Annotated in this window: 16 protein-coding genes; 15 read left to right on the top strand and 1 reads right to left on the bottom strand. The window is 48.7% G+C overall.

From position 1 onward, the window contains the following. The first annotated feature begins 105 nt into the window (after positions 1 to 105). The 4 genes from NBH01_RS11220 (at position 106) to NBH01_RS11205 (ending at position 1,899) form a co-directional block, all read left to right on the top strand. Entirely contained in the window at positions 106 to 459 is a 354-nt protein-coding gene (locus NBH01_RS11220; protein ID WP_004326138.1) for a winged helix-turn-helix transcriptional regulator, read from the top strand. 252 nt (positions 460 to 711) lie between these two features. Next, positions 712 to 1,140, top strand: a complete 429-nt coding sequence (locus tag NBH01_RS11215; RefSeq protein WP_009041187.1) for a hypothetical protein — start codon at positions 712 to 714, stop codon at positions 1,138 to 1,140. 146 nt (positions 1,141 to 1,286) lie between these two features. Then, positions 1,287 to 1,580: a helix-turn-helix domain-containing protein gene (locus tag NBH01_RS11210; RefSeq protein ID WP_004326140.1), complete on the top strand. Its 294-nt coding sequence runs from the start codon at positions 1,287 to 1,289 to the stop codon at positions 1,578 to 1,580. A 1-nt stretch (position 1,581) separates the two neighbouring features. Continuing rightward, the gene (locus NBH01_RS11205; protein WP_009041186.1) at positions 1,582 to 1,899 is read left to right on the top strand and encodes a helix-turn-helix domain-containing protein; all 318 of its coding nucleotides are present in this window, start codon (positions 1,582 to 1,584) and stop codon (positions 1,897 to 1,899) included. A gap of 93 nt (positions 1,900 to 1,992) precedes the next feature. On the opposite strand, the gene NBH01_RS11200 is transcribed toward NBH01_RS11205, so the two are convergent. Next, positions 1,993 to 3,288, bottom strand: coding sequence for a site-specific integrase (locus NBH01_RS11200; RefSeq protein ID WP_009041185.1), 1,296 nt, complete (start codon positions 3,286 to 3,288; stop codon positions 1,993 to 1,995). Positions 3,289 to 3,705: 417 nt separating this feature from the next. Here NBH01_RS11200 and NBH01_RS11195 point away from each other — a divergent pair, with 417 nt between their 5' ends. The 11 genes from NBH01_RS11195 (at position 3,706) to NBH01_RS11145 (ending at position 18,131) form a co-directional block, all read left to right on the top strand. Beyond that, complete coding sequence (locus NBH01_RS11195) at positions 3,706 to 4,794, top strand: SMP-30/gluconolactonase/LRE family protein (RefSeq protein WP_008764572.1); 1,089 nt, start codon at positions 3,706 to 3,708, stop codon at positions 4,792 to 4,794. Positions 4,795 to 4,850: 56 nt separating this feature from the next. Then, complete coding sequence (locus tag NBH01_RS11190) at positions 4,851 to 5,222, top strand: Lin0368 family putative glycerol transporter subunit (protein WP_008760087.1); 372 nt, start codon at positions 4,851 to 4,853, stop codon at positions 5,220 to 5,222. A 13-nt stretch (positions 5,223 to 5,235) separates the two neighbouring features. After that, complete coding sequence (locus NBH01_RS11185) at positions 5,236 to 5,715, top strand: Lin0368 family putative glycerol transporter subunit (protein ID WP_117977648.1); 480 nt, start codon at positions 5,236 to 5,238, stop codon at positions 5,713 to 5,715. A gap of 28 nt (positions 5,716 to 5,743) precedes the next feature. Continuing rightward, positions 5,744 to 7,261 carry a xylulokinase gene (xylB, locus tag NBH01_RS11180; protein WP_055217024.1) on the top strand — a complete coding sequence of 506 codons (1,518 nt, stop codon included), beginning with the start codon at positions 5,744 to 5,746 and terminating at the stop codon, positions 7,259 to 7,261. Positions 7,262 to 7,285: 24 nt separating this feature from the next. Further along, the gene (locus NBH01_RS11175) at positions 7,286 to 8,320 is read left to right on the top strand and encodes a zinc-dependent alcohol dehydrogenase (RefSeq protein WP_352230651.1); all 1,035 of its coding nucleotides are present in this window, start codon (positions 7,286 to 7,288) and stop codon (positions 8,318 to 8,320) included. Positions 8,321 to 8,359: 39 nt separating this feature from the next. After that, complete coding sequence (deoC, locus tag NBH01_RS11170) at positions 8,360 to 9,076, top strand: deoxyribose-phosphate aldolase (RefSeq protein ID WP_008760091.1); 717 nt, start codon at positions 8,360 to 8,362, stop codon at positions 9,074 to 9,076. A gap of 44 nt (positions 9,077 to 9,120) precedes the next feature. Next, the gene (locus NBH01_RS11165) at positions 9,121 to 11,655 is read left to right on the top strand and encodes an HzsA-related protein (RefSeq protein ID WP_195592306.1); all 2,535 of its coding nucleotides are present in this window, start codon (positions 9,121 to 9,123) and stop codon (positions 11,653 to 11,655) included. After that, the gene (locus NBH01_RS11160; protein ID WP_225693590.1) at positions 11,655 to 13,454 is read left to right on the top strand and encodes a c-type cytochrome; all 1,800 of its coding nucleotides are present in this window, start codon (positions 11,655 to 11,657) and stop codon (positions 13,452 to 13,454) included. Before NBH01_RS11165 ends, NBH01_RS11160 begins: the two co-directional genes overlap by 1 nt. A 152-nt stretch (positions 13,455 to 13,606) precedes the next feature. After that, positions 13,607 to 14,497 (top strand): aryl-sulfate sulfotransferase, encoded by an 891-nt coding sequence (locus NBH01_RS11155; RefSeq protein WP_221647177.1) that lies wholly within the window; start codon positions 13,607 to 13,609, stop codon positions 14,495 to 14,497. A gap of 39 nt (positions 14,498 to 14,536) precedes the next feature. Then, complete coding sequence (locus tag NBH01_RS11150; RefSeq protein ID WP_234150454.1) at positions 14,537 to 15,682, top strand: chorismate transformation FkbO/Hyg5 family protein; 1,146 nt, start codon at positions 14,537 to 14,539, stop codon at positions 15,680 to 15,682. 13 nt (positions 15,683 to 15,695) lie between these two features. Further along, positions 15,696 to 18,131, top strand: a complete 2,436-nt coding sequence (locus NBH01_RS11145) for a cytochrome c biogenesis protein CcsA (RefSeq protein WP_234150456.1) — start codon at positions 15,696 to 15,698, stop codon at positions 18,129 to 18,131. The last annotated feature ends 32 nt before the right edge of the window (positions 18,132 to 18,163 follow it).

Below are 18,163 nucleotides of genomic sequence, written 5' to 3'. Positions count from 1 at the left end.
GCAAAGTTAATAGGTCTCTTTAAAAAAAAGAAGAACTGTCTTGGTTATCAGTAACTTACATTTAGGTTAGTTTTCCTGTATATCAATTTGTTGGATAAAAGAAAAATGAGAAAAAAGTTAGATTACGATTATTGTTCTGCTTCCCCTATACTGGAATGGCTGGGTGACAAATGGGCTTTAGTTGTCTTATTGAAGCTACATGAGAATGAAGTAATACGTTTCAATGAACTATACAAAACAATCCCCTCTATATCGGAAAAGATGCTATCTACTGTTTTGCGGTCATTGGTAACGGACGGATTGGTAAATAGAAAAATATATCCCACAGTTCCACCCAAAGTGGAATATTATGTATCTGAATTTGGAGAAACTTTAATCCCTTATTTAGAGCAGTTGAAACAATGGGGGCAAGAAAATTTTGAAACGATAATGGAAAATAGACGGAAAAATAAATATTGAAATTTAGTGCAAGGTACAAGTATATATCTATATATAGCTTGCACCTTGCACTAACCTTAGAATGTTTATTTTCAATGATTTGCATAATCCAAAAATAATGCGGACATCTGAACCCAAGATGTTGGCAGACAGACACCGGACAACAGCAGACAGTTTTTAAGGACTAAAAGCGTGATGGATGCAAAGCCAAAATTTCAGAAAGTGCTGATATTTAGGAATAAATAACGCTTAATTTATAATCCAAGCGGCACGATGCCTGTTCTCCTGAATCGCCCGGATACGGCTGCCGGAATCGAGCCTGTACATGAAGCCCGCCAAGTTCCCGCTCTCGTACAAGCCCATGCCGATGGTCAGGCGGCTGTTGAAGTCGGTCTGGCTGACGACGTACCAGCCGCACCGGGCGAAATGCTCCTCGTAGCCGGAACGGGTCTCCAGCAGGAAATAGAACTTGCCGTCGTCCTCGAAACGGATGACGTACTCGCAACGCAGGCGGCGTGCGATCTTGCCCAAGATGCGGCTCTCCTCCTCGATGACCGCAGGAGTGGCAAGGAAGGTGTATTAAGCGATAAAGACAGCCTCGTCCATAGTGATGATGTTTGGTCGGTTACAAATATGCGAAATGTCCGGCACACGGCAAACGGAAGGGGCGGAAAATATGCGGAAGGGCGTGCGGATATGTAGAGCTTCTCCCTGCTTTTCACCGCCCGGAACGTGACAAGGCTACAAACGTGAAGCAAAACGAGGACAAGCGGTACGGTTTTGATACACGGACATATACAGACCGGTATATTTGCAGGGAAGTATAACAATAAAAACGTATCGGGACAATGGAAATAGTAAGCATCGAGAAAAAGACCTTCGAGGAGATGAAGGAACGGTTCGGCAGCTTCTCGCAGCACGTGAGGGAGCTTTGCGCCCGCTACCGCCCGCCCGAAAAGATGAACTGGATGGACGGGGCGGACGTGTGTGAGAAACTGGGCATCAGCAAGCGGACGTTGCAGACCTACCGTGACCGGGGGCTGCTGCCGTACAGCCAGATCAACCACAAGATTTACTACCGGACGGAGGACGTGGAGGCGTTCGTGGAAGCCATGAGCCGGGAAATGACGGAGGACGAGTGAGATGGAAGTGATCACAAGGGACACGGAAGAGGTACGGGCGTACTTCGAGGCGTTGGAAGAGGGAATGAGGTACATCGACACGGTGACGGCGCACTTCCGCCCGGCGATGAACGGCGAGGTCTATCTCACGGGCGAGGACGTGTGCAGGCTGCTGCACATCACGCCGAGAACGTTGCAGGATTACCGCACGCAACGGCTGATCCCGTACATATCGCTGCCGGGCAAGACGCTCTACCGCCAGTCGGATCTGCTGCGTATGCTGGAGGAGAACTACGTGGACATGCGCCCAAAGCGCAAACGGGGGAAAAGTCCAACATAAACGCACGGGGGTGTGCATCGGGAAATGCAGCAAAGGCAGGGACACCGCATCGGAAGTTCCTGCCTTTGCCGCATTCTGCACCGGGGGAAGGCGTCAAGCCGTTTCCCGGAGGGAGCGGCGCACCCGCTTCCCGTCCTGTTTCCTGTCCTTCTTCTCCAGCACGCTCCGCTGCATGGCGGCGAGGTTGCCGGAGATCGCCCGGAAATCGGAGCTTACCATCCTGTTGGTCACCTCGGCGTAGATCTGGGTCGTGGAAATGTGCTTGTGCCCGAGTATCTTGGAGAGCGCCTCGATGGTGCCGCCGTTGCAGAGATAGATGGTCGTGGCGAAGGTGTGGCGGCTTAGGTGGAAGCCGATCTCCTTGTGGATGCCGCAGGCTTTGGCTATCTGTTTGAGGTGCCTGTTGCACACGCTGTTGCTGGGCATGGGAAACACGAGGTCGCCTCCGGCAAGCCCTTTGTAACGTTCTATCAGCTCCTTGGCAATCTCCATAAGGGGGACGTTGCTCGACACACGGGTCTTGGTGCGCCGGGTGATGATCCATTCCTCGCCGTCGAAGTCCATGCGCTGTATCTTGTCATGGGTGAGCGTCTTTATGTCAATGTAGCTAAGCCCGGTGAAACACCCGAAGAGGAACATGTCCCGCACGAGGCTGGTCTGTTTCTTGACGAACACGGCGTTAGCCAAGGTGCGCAGCTCCTCTTCCGTGAGATAGCCCCGGTCGGTCTCCTGCATCTCAAGGCTGTACTCGCCGAAGGGGTCGGTGCGGACGATTCCACGCCGCCACGCCTTGTCGGTCAGGCTGAGCAGGGGCATGGTGTATATCCAGAGGGTGTTGGCGCTCAATCCCTTCTCCACCCGCAGGTACTTGTCGAAATCGGTGATGATCTCCTTGGTCAGCTCCTTGTAAGCCATGTCGGTGCGCTTCTTCTTCTCCCAAAGGAAGGTCTTGAAATGGTTGTAAACAGCCAGATACTTGTTGTAGGTGGACTTGGCTCGCTGCCCTTTCTCGACCATCGCCTCAAACTCCCGGTTCATGTTCCCGAAGTCTTTGAGGATGCAGTTCTCCATCACGCCGACACCGAGGAAGGCGTTGCGCAGCTTCTCGGCGGTGACGAAATCCTCTTCCCGGAGGATGCGGTGGTAGTGGTTGGTGAGCCGGGCGGAGACCTCCTTCAGTTGCCCGTTTATCTCGTTTGCCTCGGCGGACTTGCCTTTCGCCTTGCCGTTCTCCCAGAGGTCGGGGGTGACGAACAGCTTGGTTCCCACTGCCTTGTCATCGCCGTCAACGGAGATTTTCACCATGATGGGGGCTTTTCCGTCCCGGTTTCTCACTGCGGATCTCTTGATGTAGAACGAGGTCGCAAACGTACTTCTCTTTGTTTCCATAACTCTAAAATTTTCGTTTCTAAAGGTAGTTACTTATTTCTTACCAAGAGCTATGCAAAACAAGGCAAAGCAATGAAACAGAACTTGTTATGCTGTATATACCCCGTTTTGGAACCGGTAGCTGTTTAGTAGCCGAACTTTGTCCGAAAGGGGTGTTTTCAGGCATTTTATGCCGGAGTCCGTTTCCACCCGCTCTGCATACAAGATGCTGACCTGCATTTATTTATGTAGAACTTTGCTTTTCTTTGCGCCTTATGCCGATTTTTTCATAAAAAAAGGGGCATTTTTGCGTCATAATGAACAAATTTTGTCCTTTATTGATTTGTCGTTTTCCTTCTTTGCTGAGATTTTCCAGTAAGTTTGCGTACCGAACTAACGGACTCAAATTATAAACATAAACATTTGTATCAGCTAACCATGAAAAAGTATTATTTACTATCTCTGATTTCCGCTTCTTTGATTGGAGCAACTTGTATTCAATGTACTTCTCCCAAACAAAAGAGTGGAGAGAATACTCTTCCCCAAAAGAGTGAACTGTTTGTATCATTGCCGGACTATTGTCCGACACCGGATGGCATGGCCATTGCTCCCAATGGAGATTTGATTCTGGCATGTCCCAATTTTGCAGATATCACACAGCCTGCTTGCCTGATGCGTATTACTAAGGATGGAGCCGTTTCAAAATGGCTGGATGTGCCTGTATTGGAAGAAACCGGATGGGCTTCTCCGATGGGACTTGCCTTCAATGAAGAGGGCGACCTGTTCATTAGTGATAATCAGGGCTGGAGCGGTGCAGAGAAAGCAAAGAACAAAGGACGTGTACTTCGTCTGAAGTTTGAAAATGACCAGTTGAAGGAAACTATTACGGTGGCATCCGGCATGGAGCATCCCAATGGTATCCGTATCCGTAACGGAAAATTATATGTGACTCAAAGCTCTTTGTCACAGATCAAAGACCCTTCCGGTCTGCTTGTCAGCGGTGTATATTGCTTTGATATGAACGACCGTGACATCGCAGTAACCAATACTTCGGCAGATCAGAACCTGTTGACTACGGTAATCACCAAGAACCCTGAAGTACAATACGGACTGGATGGAATCGTGTTTAACGAAGCGGGTGACCTTTTTGTGGGTAACTTCGGTGACGGCGCTATCCATCGTATCAAGATGGACGCAGAAGGAAAAGTTGTCAGCAACGATGTCTGGGCACAGGATACGACTCAGCTTCGTACCACAGACGGTATGTGTATCGATGATAAAGGAAATATTTGGGTAGCAGATTTCTCTGCAAATGCCGTTGCCCGTGTAGATAAGGACGGAAAGATTCAGCGTATCGCCCAAAGCCCCGATTGTGATGGAAGCGATGGCGGACTGGACCAACCGGGCGAACCCATCGTATGGAACGGTCAGGTGATCGTATCCTGTTTCGACCTGGTGACCGGACCGGACAAGGTAAATACCAAGCACGACAAGCCTTTCACACTAGCTAAACTGTCACTGGAATAAGCCTTGATTACCAATCTGAAAACACATTATCAACCCAAGAACACATTATCTATAATATGAAATACTATCTATCGACCTTTGCCGGCTCCGCCATCTGTGGTGGTTTCGCTTTCGGCATCTGGCCGGAACTCTGGAAGACTTACGGTCTGATGGGCGGCTGGCTGGCGGCAACGCTGATTATCGGCATCATGTGGTATATGAATCATTATAACGGAGCGATCTTGAATCCTCCGGGAAAAATATGGCTCGATCAGGGCTGGTGTATCGGTTCTGCCGGTATAGCCTGGGGAATCGTCCGCTTTCAGGGAGACATTACCAATTTCTTTTATGCAGTGCCTACGCTGGTCTGTTGTTTGATAGGCGGTGCACTGGCGGGAATTGTAGTTTGGAAAATCCGTTCGTGCGACTGTGCCCGAAAAATAAAATAAGGAGGAGAACACAATGAGCGAATGGTTACAAACCTATAATGAGATGTTCGGTATGTATCATGCCGGAATCATTACCACTATTTTCGGAGCTTTTGCCGTGACATTTACCGTATTGATGAGCTGGCCCAAGCTGGTGAAGGACTTCGGTCCGATAGGCGGATTCATAGCAGCCGCCCTTATTATCGGAACGTTCTGGCTGGTCAATCATAAACTGCCCGGATTCGGCTTCTCTACCGGATTGCTGAATGATGCCGACGGCTTGCCGATGCAATTCAGCCTGATCCATCAGGGGAATCGTGGCAGTGCCCCCTGGGTAGATATGGGATGGGCGATTGCGATGGGATTCATCTTTGCAGACGTGCTCTGCGCACCGAAAGGCACACGCGGCGGATTGCTGAAAGAAGCGTTTCCCCGTTGGGTAGTTATTATACTGGGCGGCATTGTCGGAGGAATCTTCGTCGGCCTTACCGGATACACGAATGCGGCACTCTAATTCAATTAACTGAAAAGGAAAATATAAAATGTATATATTAGCACATGACTTGGGTACCAGCGGGAACAAAGCCACTTTGTTCGATGAATCGGGGCTGTTGATAGCTTCGCGTACCGCTGCTTATCCTACCGACTATGCTTCCGGCAACCGGGCGGAACAGAATCCGCACCATTGGTGGAAAGCCATCGTTGACACAACACAGGCACTTCTCGAACTGGTATCACCCAATGATATTGCCGGAGTAGCTCTTAGCGGACAAATGATGGGATGTCTTTGCGTAGATAAAGACGGTAATCCGCTTCGTCCGCACATGCTCTATTGCGACCAGCGTTCGCAGGAAGAAGAAGCAAAGTTGACCGAAAAGATAGACCCGCTCCATTTCTACGAAATCACGGGACATCGGATCAGCGCCTCTTACTCTGTGGAGAAACTGATGTGGGTAAAGAAGCACGAACCGGAAATCTTTGCGCAGACTGCCAAAATGCTGAATGCGAAAGATTACATCAACTACCGTTTGTGCGGTACTATCGCCACAGACCCTTCGGATGCATCGGGAACCAATGCCTACGATTTGAACCGCTGGCAATGGAGTGAAGAGATCATAGAAGCCGCAGAGCTCGATCTTTCTTTATTCCCGGAAGTCCGTTCGTCGATTGACGTGATCGGAGAAATCACCAACGAAGCTGCCCGTGAGACAGGACTGCTTGCCGGAACACCCGTCATCTGTGGCGGCGGCGATGGTAGCTGTGCCGGAGTAGGTGTCGGCTGTGTGGCTCCGGGCACTGCGTACAATTATCTGGGCTCTTCTTCCTGGGTAGCACTGACGGTCGAAAAGCCGATTGTAGACGAACAACGCCGTACCATGAACTGGGCGCACGTAGTGCCCGGTATGCTGCACCCGTCGGGAACGATGCAGGCGGCAGGATCATCCTACAACTGGATGATCAACCAACTTTGCCAGAATGAACAGGCACTGGCAGCTCAATCGGGACGCAGCGTGTTCGAACTGATCGACGAGCAGATCATTGCTTCTCCGATAGGTGCGAACAAACTCCTGTTCCTTCCTTATATGCTGGGTGAACGTACTCCCCGTTGGAACGTTGATGCCAAAGGGGCTTTCATCGGTCTGACGCTGGGACACAAGCATGGTGATATGTTGCGTGCCGTGATGGAAGGAATAACCTTGAATCTCGGATTTATCATCAATATATTCCGCAAGCATGTTCCTATCGACCGCATGACGGTGATCGGCGGCTGTGCTCAGAATCCTGTCTGGCGTCAGATGATGGCGGACATCTATCAGGCGGAGATCCGTGTGCCTAACTATCTCGAAGAGGCAACTTCGATGGGAGCGGCCATCCTTGCGGGTATCGGTGCGGGTGTTTTCCCTGATTTCTCTGTAATCGACCGCTTTGTCCGTATCGAGCAGACGGTGCAGCCTATTCCCGAAAACGTGAAGAAGTACGAAGCGTGGATGCCTGTTTTCGATCAGGCTTATCACGCCTTGTGTGAGATGTACACAGAGATAGCAAAAACTGAACTATAACCTATAAAAATGAATAAGAATACGATGAAATCTGTAATTGTGCCGGCTCCCGGCAAAATAGAAATACGAGAGGTCGAAACTCCTGTCATCAATGCTTATCAGGCGTTGGTGAAAACAGAAATGGTGGCACTGTGTAATGCGACCGACAGCAAGCTGATTGCGGGACATTTTCCCGGAGTAGATACTTATCCTCTGGCTCTGGGACACGAGAATGCAGGAATTGTAGTGGCTGTAGGCGAGAAGGTGCGCAACTTTAAAGTAGGCGACCGTGCTATCGGCGGTCTGATCTCCGACTTTGGCACGCAGGGAATTAACAGCGGCTGGGGCGGTTTCAGCGAATATGTAGTGGTGAACGATTTCGAGGTACTGAAAGAAGAAGGACTGGCTACCCCCGAACAGGGATGCTGGGACAGCTTTGAAATTCAGAACTCGGTTCCTGCTCATGTGCAGCCGGAAGAAGCGGTGATCTCCTGCACCTGGCGTGAAGTGCTGGGCGCTTTCAAGGATTTCAACCTGACTCCGGGAAAGAAAGTGATAGTGGTAGGCTCCGGTCCTGTAGGACTGAGCTTCGTCAAGTTGGGCAAGCTGTTCGGCTTGGGTCAGATTGACATCGTCGATATGCTTCCCGCCAAACTGGAAGTAGCCCGCCGGATGGGAGCGGACAACGGATATACGCCTGCCGAAATCAGCACGTCGGAGTTTATAGCCTCCGCCAATCGTTCTTACGATGCCGTAATTGATGCCGTGGGACTCGATGTAGTAGTCAATTCCGTATTGCCGTTGGTAAAAATGGGCGGTGATGTCTGTGTATATGGTGTCATGACGAAGAATCCGACATTTGATTTGTCGAAAGCGCCTTATAACTTCGACCTGCATATGCATCAGTGGCCTACCCGTTCGGAAGAAAAAGCGGCTATGACCACGCTGGCGCAATGGATTGAAGAAGGCAGACTTTCCGCTTCCGACTTCATCACACACCGTTTCAAAATCGAAGAAATTGAAGAAGCCTTCGCTGCCGTGAAACGGGGTGAAGTATTGAAATGTGTATTGACTTTTTAAGAACTAACAATAAACTAACATATTAAACGACTCAAAACAATGGAAAAGAAAAATATAAACGAAGTGATTGCGAATTTATCAGTAGAACAACTGGCAGGAATGATTGACCATACCTTTCTGAAACCTTTCGGAACAGCGGAGAACATCGAAAAACTCTGTGCAGAAGCCCGTCAATATAAGTTTGCGATGGTAGCCATCAACCCTGCGGAAGTGGAAACCTGTGTCAAACTGCTGGAAGGTTCGGGTGTACGTGTAGGAGCAGCCATCGGTTTCCCTCTGGGACAGAATACCGTAGAGTGCAAGGCATTCGAAACCCGCGATGCCATTGCCAAGGGAGCTACCGAAATTGATACGGTCATCAATGTCCGTGCTTTGCAGAAGGGGCAGACAGACATTGTAAAGAAAGAAATCGAAGATATGGTTTCTATCTGCAAACCTGCCGGTGTGATCTGTAAAGTGATTCTTGAAACCTGCTACCTGACTGACGAAGAGAAAGAAACCGTATGCCGCATTGCAAAGGAAGCGGGTGTGGACTTCGTAAAAACTTCTACCGGATTCGGTACGGCAGGCGCCAACGTGCATGATGTTGAATTGATGCGTCGTGTGGTAGGTCCGGTGATCGGCGTGAAAGCCGCAGGTGGTATCCGCGACCTCGATACGGCACTGGCATTGATTCAGGTGGGTGCTACCCGTATCGGTACTTCAAGCGGTATTCAGATTGTAGAAGCTTACAAAGAGTTGAAGAAAGGTCTGTAATGTCCGGTTCGGAAAGGTAAATTTAAGGTAAACAGGAATTTGAAATGATAAGATCGAAATTAATAAAATGGTTGAAGTGGGGGCTGGCATGTTGCATGCTCGTCCCATTCCTCGCCTGGCAGGCGAAGGACACTTCTTTCCAGCCAACCGACACAAAAGGTTTTATCGCCGAAATGCAGAAGCAGTTTGCGGAGGTTCAGACGATAAAGAAGAAAGAGAATCACAGGGAAGAGCTGGAACGTAAAGTGAGAGATACACACCGGATGTTGATGCATGATTATCCGGTTTATTATGACTGGTGGCTACAGGATGGAAATGATGCGAAAGACATAAAGGACGGGAAAGATGTAAACTGGTTCAGAGGTTCTTTCAGCCGGCAACTTTCCCTTCGTATGCAGAAACTGAATATTACTACTGTTGTCAATGATACTCCGGAAAGTATCGAAGCGGCTTTCCAGTCTTATCTGAAAGCGTGCGAGAGAAGACGTGCCGAACGTCTGGAAACTTTCACTGCCAATCAGCCGGAGATTGTTTTTACGAAGTTCAGAACGTTGCGTCCTTCTTTCTTTGCTTATACCGAAGGCGTTTCCGATGCCCGTGCCGAGTGCAACTACTTTGCAGGCGGTTCGCTGTCGAAGATTAAGATGAACGGTATCTGGGCGGAGGAAGAAACATTGCTGACGGACGAAGACGGTGTATATCGTGACCCTAATCTTCATTTTGACGGTCAGCACCTGCTCTTCTCCTGGAAGAAGTCTGCAAAAGACGATGACTTCCATTTGTATGAGATGGATTTAAAGACACGTGAAGTCAAGCAACTGACTTTCGGAAAAGGACACGCCGATATTGAAGGTATCTACCTGCCGGATGAGAATATACTTTTCAACTCTACCCGTAGCGGAAGTGCGGTGGATTGCTGGTTTACCGAAGTCAGCAATATGTACCTCTGCGACCGTGAAGGACGTTATATGCGTCAGGTAGGTTTCGACCAGGTGCATACTACTACGCCGACTTTGCTTGACGATGGTCGGGTAGTTTACACTCGTTGGGACTATAATGACCGTGGTCAAGTATGGGCGCAACCCCTGTTCCAGATGAATCCTGACGGAACGGGACAAGCCGAATATTACGGAATGAACAGCTGGTTCCCGACAACGGTAGCGCATACCCGTCAGATTCCCGGTACACGTAAAGTGATGACTGTCTTCATGGGACATCATAATCCCCAGCACGGTAAATTGGGTATTATTGATCCCGAAGCCGGAAGAGATGAGAATGAAGGTGTCATGTTTGTTGCTCCGGTGCGCAAGCCCGAGGCAGAGCGTATAGATAGCTACGGACAGTTTACTGACCAGTTCCAGCATCCTTTCCCGCTGAACGAGACGGAGTTTCTGATTTCCTATACTCCGCTGGGATATCATATCGGACATCCGATGGAGTTCGGCATTTACTGGATGAATGCAAACGGAGAACGCGAATTACTGGTTGCCGATTCGAAGATATCCTGCAATCAGCCCATCTTGCTTGCTCCCCGTAAACGTCCGTTCCACCGCTCGACTTCTGTAGACTATACGAAGAATGAAGGAGTATATTATATGCAGAATATCTATGAAGGGAATGGCTTGAAAGGAGTGGCTCCCGGAACGATCAAACAGCTTCGTATCGTAGAAATTCAATTCCGTGCAGCCGGTGTGGGCGAGGTGAATGGTAATGATGAGGGAGGTGGCGCATTGGCAAGTTCTCCGGTAGGAGTCGGCAATGCCGCTTGGGACGTGAAGAGAGTGATCGGAGTGACGGATGTATATCCTGACGGTTCCGCTTTCTTTAAAGTACCTGCCCGCAGGCCGCTTTACTTCCAGGCATTGGACGATAAGGGAAGAGTAGTGCAGACGATGCGCAGTTGGTCTACTTTGCAGCCGAACGAAGTTCAGAGTTGTGTAGGATGCCATGAACATAAAAATACGGTTCCGGTGGCAGGTCATCGGGTATCCATGGCAATGGACAAAGGAATCAAGGCATTGGCTCCGGAAGATGAAATGGGAGAACGTAACTTCAGCTATCTGAAAGAGATTCAGCCTATTTGGGACCGAAATTGTATCTCTTGTCATGACGGAGTGAAACACCCGATGAGCCTGAAAGGAGAACTGAAGGTAGTGGACAAACAGAGTAAAAGAAAATATACGGACTCATATCTCAGTCTGACGCATGCCCGTCCGGATGGTCCCGACAGAGCATGGAGAGGCGATGCCCATCACCCGGAAGTAAACTGGATCAGCGCTTTGTCCCAACCTACTTTGTTGCCTCCTTATTTTGCAGGGTCCAACAAGAGTAATCTGATCAAGCGTCTGGAAGAGGGTCATGGAGGTACGAAACTGACACCGCAGGAGATACGTAAAGTTTCTCTCTGGATCGACTTGCTTGTTCCTCAGATCGGTGACTACCGGGAAGCGAACAACTGGTCGGATCATGACCGGGAGTTTTACGACCGCTACGATAAGAAGCGGAAACAAGCCCGCATGGAGGAACAGGAGAATATTCGCCAGTACATTCAATCTCTTCAAACTAAACAACAGAAATAATGAAAAAGATATTGATACCTGTTAGTATCGTAGCTATACTTCTTTGCGCTAGTTGGAAAGAAGATGCAAAGACGGTTTCGCCGGATCGTTTGTTTCTGGCGGACAGTGGAAAGTCCTTGTTTGTAACGAACAGGGCAGGCAATGAATTAATCAAAATGTCGTCCGACGGACAGAAGGTGGAACAGAAAGTGACCCTTTCTTCGCCCGTCAATGCCATGACACAAGACCCGTCCGGCAACCTTTGGGTGGTATGCGACGGAAACACCGGCATGATGTACGAACTGGATGGAAAGAAACTTTCGGTGCAGTCAAAAACAAAGAGCGGTGCTACGCCTTCGGATATCTTGTACAGTCCGGTGTCCAAATCACTTTGGGTGACACAACGCTTCAACAACGAGTTGTGGGAAATTGATCCGGCAACCCGTAAGGTGAAAACAAAGATTGCGATCGGTCGTGAACCGGTGGCTATGGCTCCGTTTGCGGGCGACTCTTGCCTGCTGATTGCCAATAATCTGCCGGAAATGTCTTCTACGGCTTATCCTATTGCAGTGCAGCTCGATATCGTAGATGTCCCTTCAAAGAAGGTGACGGGACGCATCATGTTGCCGAACGGCGCTACCGATGCGAAGTCTGTAGCGGTAGATAAAAATCAGACGTATGCGTATGTCACTCACTTGATTGCCCGTTATCAGTTGCCTACCAATCAGCTGGACCGCGGATGGATGGCTACGAACACGCTGTCCATCATCGACCTGAAGGCGAGAAAACTGCTGACTTCCGTATTGTTGGATACTCCCCAGAAAGGAGCCGCCAATCCGTGGTCGGTGATTGTCACTCCGGATGATAAACAGATTATCGTAGCTGCTACCGGAAGTCAGGAGCTGGTTCGTATTGACCGCATTGCTTTGCACGAACGTCTGGCGAAGGCAAAGCAGGGAGAGATGGTGACGCCTTCCGTGAAGTCATGGAATAATATTCCGAATGATGCGGGATTCTTATATGGTATCCGCGACTTTATCCCGACACAGGGGAAAGGCCCCCGTTCGGTGGTTGCTACCGGAGATAAGATTTACACAGCCAACTATTATACTTCGGAACTGGTGTCTATGGATTTGAACGGCAAGAATCTGAAGAAGCAGGTTTTGGGTGCACCGCTGGCTTTCACGAAAGTCGGAAAGGGTGATATGTATTTCCATGATGCTACTATTTGTTTCCAGAACTGGCAGAGCTGTGCTACCTGTCATCCGAATGACGCCCGCATGGACGGACTTAACTGGGACTTGCTGAATGACGGTATGGGAAATCCGAAGAATACCAAGACACTCTTGCTTTCGCATCAGACTCCGCCCTGTATGGCGACCGGTATCCGTAAGAATGCCGAAGTAGCTGTACGTTCGGGTGTGAAGTATATTCTGTTTATGGAAGGTGAAGACGAAATATACGAATCCATCGACGAATATCTGAAATCCCTGAAACCGTTGCCAAGCCCATACCTTGTGAACGGTAAACTTTCCGGTAAGGCAAAGAAGGGAAAGAAGATTTTTGAGGAAAACTGTGCGAGCTGCCATTCCGGAGAGTACTATACGGATCAGAAACAGTATAAGGTAGGCTGGACAACGGGCCCGGACAAGGGACTGTCTATGGATGTTCCGGCACTGAACGAATGCTGGCGTACAGCTCCCTATCTTTATGACGGGCGCAGCTATTCGATGAAGGATATGCTGAAAGTTCACGGACCTCATAAGCCTGTCACTGAGAAGGAATTGGAAGAACTGGAAGAGTATGTGTTGTCTCTTTAGTGGGAAGTTTTAGGCACGGATTACACGGATTTCACGGATTTCACGGATGAAGAGCGTAGTTTATAATTAGGTTTAATAAATAAAAACCGTGTAATCCGTGTAATCCGTGCCTAAAGAAACCTATTTATCAAATTATTTTATAGTTATTGTTTATGATAAGAATATATATTATTGCGGTCTTGTCTCTTTTGTTTTCTGCCTCTTCTCTGTTTGCACAGACCAAGACGTTTGCCGGAGCCGATTATTCGCAGGGAATCGTATTTGTGATGGAAAATAACCAAATGGTGTGGAAGCACAAAGCGCCCGATTCCAATGATTTGTGGATATTGCCTAACGGCAATATCCTCTTCACCACCGGACATGGAGTGCTCGAAATGACCCGTCAGAACGATACCATTTTCCATTATGAATCAAAAAGTCCGGTCTTTGCCTGCCAACGCCTGAAGAATGGTAATACTTTCGTTGGCGAATGTGTTACCGGACGGATGCTGGAGATATCCCCCAAAGGGAAGATTGTGAAGGAAACCTGCATCCTGCCGAAAGGTGTGAAGGATGGCGGATTCGCATTCATGCGTAATGCACGGCGGCTGGATAACGGTCATTTCCTCGTAGCTCATTATGGAGACCAGTGTGTGAAGGAGTATGATGCAAACGGCAAGGTGGTGTGGAAGCTGGATGTTCCCGGTGGTCCTCATTCTCTGACTCGTCTGCCTAACGGACATACGCTGATAGCTGTTGCCGATAAAGATCAGAACCCCAGATTGATAGAAGTGACTCCGGAAGGAAAAACGATCTGGGAAATATCGAATGCGGATATTCCCGGAAAGCCTTTGAAGTTTCTCGGAGGTTTTCAGTACTTCTCCGACGGACGTTTCCTGATTACGAATTGGACGGGACACGTGAACCCGAAAGAGAAAGTACATCTGCTGCTGGTAGACCGCCAGAAGAATGTGCTCTACTCTCTGGAGAATACTCCGGAACTACAGACGATGTCTTCCGTATATAGTACAGACAAGCCGGCGGGAGTAGCTTCGTATCATTAATTGATGTCTGTGGCATAAAAAATCATTGAAGTTTGCAATATGAAATATTATCGGATAAAATGTGAAATCTATAAAGCGGAAGGAAAAAGCTGGGAACGAATGGCGGAAGAATTACTTCTGTCAGCCGTTCGCGGGGAAGAAAAGGAACATGGGGGAAAAGTGGTCCGTCTTGTATTCTTTACATTCTGTGAGGATAATCGGGAATATCAGCTCCAACGGTCTTTTCTGGAACAATGGGTGGACGATCATTTCGTTTCTCCCCGTCCGGTCCTTTCGCTCGTAGCCCAAAAGCCTTTGGTGGGAGAACTGGTCATGGAAGTCCATTCGTTGCCGGCAACTGCCGGTGAGGAAGTGACGGTAGAAGAACAGATGACTTCTTCCGTCCGCTACCTTCGGGTTACTTCCGGTCATTATCGGGAAATAATAGCGGGAGGACTCTATGCCGACGATTTGACTCTTCCTGTCCGTGAACAGTCGGAGCAGGTGTTCGGGAAAGCGGAAGAAATTCTGAAAGCGGAGCAGATGAGCTTCGGTGATATTGTCCGCCAGTGGAATTATCTGGAACGCATCACGGATATTGTGCACGGCAATCAGTGTTATCAGGATTTTAATGATATACGTTCGCAGTTTTATGCTTCTTCGGAATGGGCTTCCGGATATCCGGCGGCCACAGGAATCGGGACACAACATGGTGGAATACTGGTAGATTTCAATGCCGTCAAAGGAGGAATAGAGATTATCCCGTTGGATAATGACTGGCAGAAAGCTGCCCATGTCTATTCGGATGAAGTCCTGATCAGCCACCGGACGGATGCGGAGAAGGGAACTCCCAAGTTTGAAAGGGGCAAATCGTTGTCCGATCATCAACGGGAGATGATTTATATATCCGGCACAGCCGCCATTCGTGGTGAAGAAAGTATAGTGACGGGCGACGTGCTTGTGCAGACGGAAATCACACTGGAGAATATCCAGCATCTGATTGGTCTGGAAGAAGGGAGAGAGAAACTTCCGGAACATTCCGGTAAGCTGGAACTTCTCCGTGTGTATCTGAAGCATGAGGAGGATGCAAAGATTGTAAAAGAAGATATGGACAAACTTTGTCCTGATGTTCCTATTGTCTATCTTTATGCCGATGTATGCAGGGAAGAACTGCTTGTGGAAATAGAAGGTATTGCTTATTTGTAAAAACAGAAAACTGATGAAACTGATTCGATTGATCGCTTCTCCGATGTTGATGTACGTATTAGCGGGAGTTTATGCGCTGGTACTGGCAATCGCCACTTTTGTGGAAAATTCGTCCGGTCCGGCCGTTGCGCGCGAATACTTTTATTATGCTCCGTGGTTTATTTTGTTGCAACTCTTGCAGGCTGTCAATCTGTTGGCCATGTTTCTTCAGGGAGGTTATTTCAAAAGAATCAGTAAAGGAAGTCTGCTCTTTCATGGGGCTTTGGTTTTTATTTGGTTGGGGGCGGCTGTTACTCACTATGCAGGAGTAACAGGAATCATGCACATCCGTGAGGGGGAAACGGTGGACCGCATGATGCGCGATGAAGGGGCAGGGATGGGAAATGCCTCCCTGCCTTTTTCTGTCACCCTCGACGATTTCCGGTTAAAGCGTTATCCGGGGTCGCACAGTCCGATGTCTTATGAAAGCGATCTGGTGATAAAGAAGGAGAATGAAGCTCCTTTGCAGGCTACGGTCCGGATGAATAAGGTGATTGAAGTGGATGGTTATCGCTTGTTTCAGTCTTCGTTCGATCCGGATGAGCAGGGCACGGTGTTGTCCGTAAGTTATGACCGTCCCGGTATGCAGATTACCTATATCGGCTATTTCCTGCTGTTTGCCGGCTTTGTGCTGACTCTGTTCAGTAAGAAGTCCCGTTTCGGTCGTTTGCGCAGGGAACTGGGAGAGATGAAAAAGAATGCTCCTTTCTGTCTGCTTCTCTTTTTAGGTTTATCCGGTGCGCTGGGCACACAGGCGTCATATGCACAGGAAGCGCTTTCTTCTTCGCAGCTACCTTGCATTCCTGCCCCGCATGCCCGGAAATTCGGCAGTCTGGTACTGCTCAATCCTAATGGTCGCCTTGAACCTGTCAACAGTTACACTTCCGCCATTCTACGCAAACTTTACGGAGCGGACAAGCTGAACAGCATCAATTCAGACCAGTTCTTTCTGAATCTTCTCGCTTTTCCGGATGAGTGGGGTGGCTATCCTTTTATCAAGGTCGATAATAAAGATATTCTTCAACGGTTCGGAAGAGACGGCAAATACATCGCATGGCAGGATGTCTTTGATGCCGACGGCAACTATGTGCTGACCGATGAAGTGAATGCCATCTATGCAAAATCCGCTTCAGAACGGAAACGAATGGATTCGGATTTGTTAAAACTGGATGAATCGGTGAATATTGTCTATCGTATTATGCAGTATCAACTTCTGCCCCTCTTCCCGGACGAAAACGACGTTCAGGGAAAATGGTACTCGGCAGGTGACGAACAAACCGTCTTTCATGATAAGGATTCCCTGTTTGTTTCTAAAATCATGGATTGGTATATCTACGAATTGGGCAATGGGGCCCGCACTAATAACTGGAAAGAAGCGGACAAGATTGTCGATATGATGCATATCTTCCAGCAGGCAAAAAGTAAAACTCCCGCTATTGATAATCAGAGAGTAAAAGCGGAACTTCTCTATAATCAGTTAAACCTGTTCTTCTGGTGTCGTCTGGCTTACCTGATTTTGGGCGGAATCTTACTTTTCATTGCCTGCGGAGAGATTATCGCGGATTTCAAATGGGGGAGCAGACTGAGCAGCATACTGATTGTTCTTCTGATCGCTGCTTTCCTTGCGCACACGACCGGTGTCTTACTGCGCTGGTATATCTCCGAACGTGCACCGTGGGCGAATGCTTACGAATCAATGATCTGCACTTCCTGGCTGCTCGTTGGCGGAGGCCTCTTGTTTGCCCGCCGGTTCTGTATTCTCCCTGCGCTTGCCGGACTGTTAGGCGGAATCATGCTTTTCGTGGCAGGACTGAACCATCTGAATCCGGAAATAACTCCTTTGGTTCCGGTGCTTCAGTCGTATTGGCTGATGTCTCATGTCGCCATTATCATGATCGGTTATGTATTCTTCGCACTTTGTGCGCTGACGGGACTGTTTAATCTTATCTTGATGAATCTGCTTTCTGCCACCAATCGGGTGAAACTTCTTTTCCGTATCCGTGAGTTTACCTTACTGAATGAAATGGCAATGATTCTCGGTTTATTCTTTATGACGGCAGGAACCTTCCTCGGTGCTATCTGGGCAAATGTCTCATGGGGCAGATACTGGGGATGGGACCCGAAAGAAACATGGGCATTAATCTCTATTGTTGTCTATGCACTGGTACTTCATATCCGTTTTATCCCACTGCTGAAAGGTAAAACAACCTGGTGTTTCAACTTGCTGTCCGTAGTCTCCATTCTCTCCATTATCATGACTTGGTTTGGAGTAAACTACTACCTGAGCGGCTTGCACTCTTATGGAAAGACCGAAGGGGGAGATTTACTGTTATGGATATGGGGAGCGGGGTTGTGCGTTGTGCTTGCTTTGGCTCTCTTTGCACGCAGGCGTTTGAAAAAGTATTCATGATTCGGTAAATAATAGAATTAGCCGCTTGTGAC

This window comes from Bacteroides sp. B1-V-101, assembly GCF_023656585.1.
GTDB lineage: Bacteria > Bacteroidota > Bacteroidia > Bacteroidales > Bacteroidaceae > Bacteroides > Bacteroides thetaiotaomicron.
Note: the sequence above shows the minus strand (reverse complement) of the source record. Positions and strands in the feature narration are given on the sequence as shown.

Excerpts from the sequence above, each read along its gene's own strand:
- NBH01_RS11220 (WP_004326138.1), top strand. The coding sequence starts at position 106 with ATGAGAAAAAAGTTAGATTACGATTATTGTTCTGCTTCCCCTATACTG.
- NBH01_RS11215 (WP_009041187.1), top strand. The coding sequence starts at position 712 with ATGCCTGTTCTCCTGAATCGCCCGGATACGGCTGCCGGAATCGAGCCT.
- NBH01_RS11210 (WP_004326140.1), top strand. The coding sequence starts at position 1,287 with ATGGAAATAGTAAGCATCGAGAAAAAGACCTTCGAGGAGATGAAGGAA.
- NBH01_RS11205 (WP_009041186.1), top strand. The coding sequence starts at position 1,582 with ATGGAAGTGATCACAAGGGACACGGAAGAGGTACGGGCGTACTTCGAG.
- NBH01_RS11200 (WP_009041185.1), bottom strand. The coding sequence starts at position 3,288 with ATGGAAACAAAGAGAAGTACGTTTGCGACCTCGTTCTACATCAAGAGA.
- NBH01_RS11195 (WP_008764572.1), top strand. The coding sequence starts at position 3,706 with ATGAAAAAGTATTATTTACTATCTCTGATTTCCGCTTCTTTGATTGGA.
- NBH01_RS11190 (WP_008760087.1), top strand. The coding sequence starts at position 4,851 with ATGAAATACTATCTATCGACCTTTGCCGGCTCCGCCATCTGTGGTGGT.
- NBH01_RS11185 (WP_117977648.1), top strand. The coding sequence starts at position 5,236 with ATGAGCGAATGGTTACAAACCTATAATGAGATGTTCGGTATGTATCAT.
- xylB (WP_055217024.1), top strand. The coding sequence starts at position 5,744 with ATGTATATATTAGCACATGACTTGGGTACCAGCGGGAACAAAGCCACT.
- NBH01_RS11175 (WP_352230651.1), top strand. The coding sequence starts at position 7,286 with ATGAAATCTGTAATTGTGCCGGCTCCCGGCAAAATAGAAATACGAGAG.
- deoC (WP_008760091.1), top strand. The coding sequence starts at position 8,360 with ATGGAAAAGAAAAATATAAACGAAGTGATTGCGAATTTATCAGTAGAA.
- NBH01_RS11165 (WP_195592306.1), top strand. The coding sequence starts at position 9,121 with ATGATAAGATCGAAATTAATAAAATGGTTGAAGTGGGGGCTGGCATGT.
- NBH01_RS11160 (WP_225693590.1), top strand. The coding sequence starts at position 11,655 with ATGAAAAAGATATTGATACCTGTTAGTATCGTAGCTATACTTCTTTGC.
- NBH01_RS11155 (WP_221647177.1), top strand. The coding sequence starts at position 13,607 with ATGATAAGAATATATATTATTGCGGTCTTGTCTCTTTTGTTTTCTGCC.
- NBH01_RS11150 (WP_234150454.1), top strand. The coding sequence starts at position 14,537 with ATGAAATATTATCGGATAAAATGTGAAATCTATAAAGCGGAAGGAAAA.
- NBH01_RS11145 (WP_234150456.1), top strand. The coding sequence starts at position 15,696 with ATGAAACTGATTCGATTGATCGCTTCTCCGATGTTGATGTACGTATTA.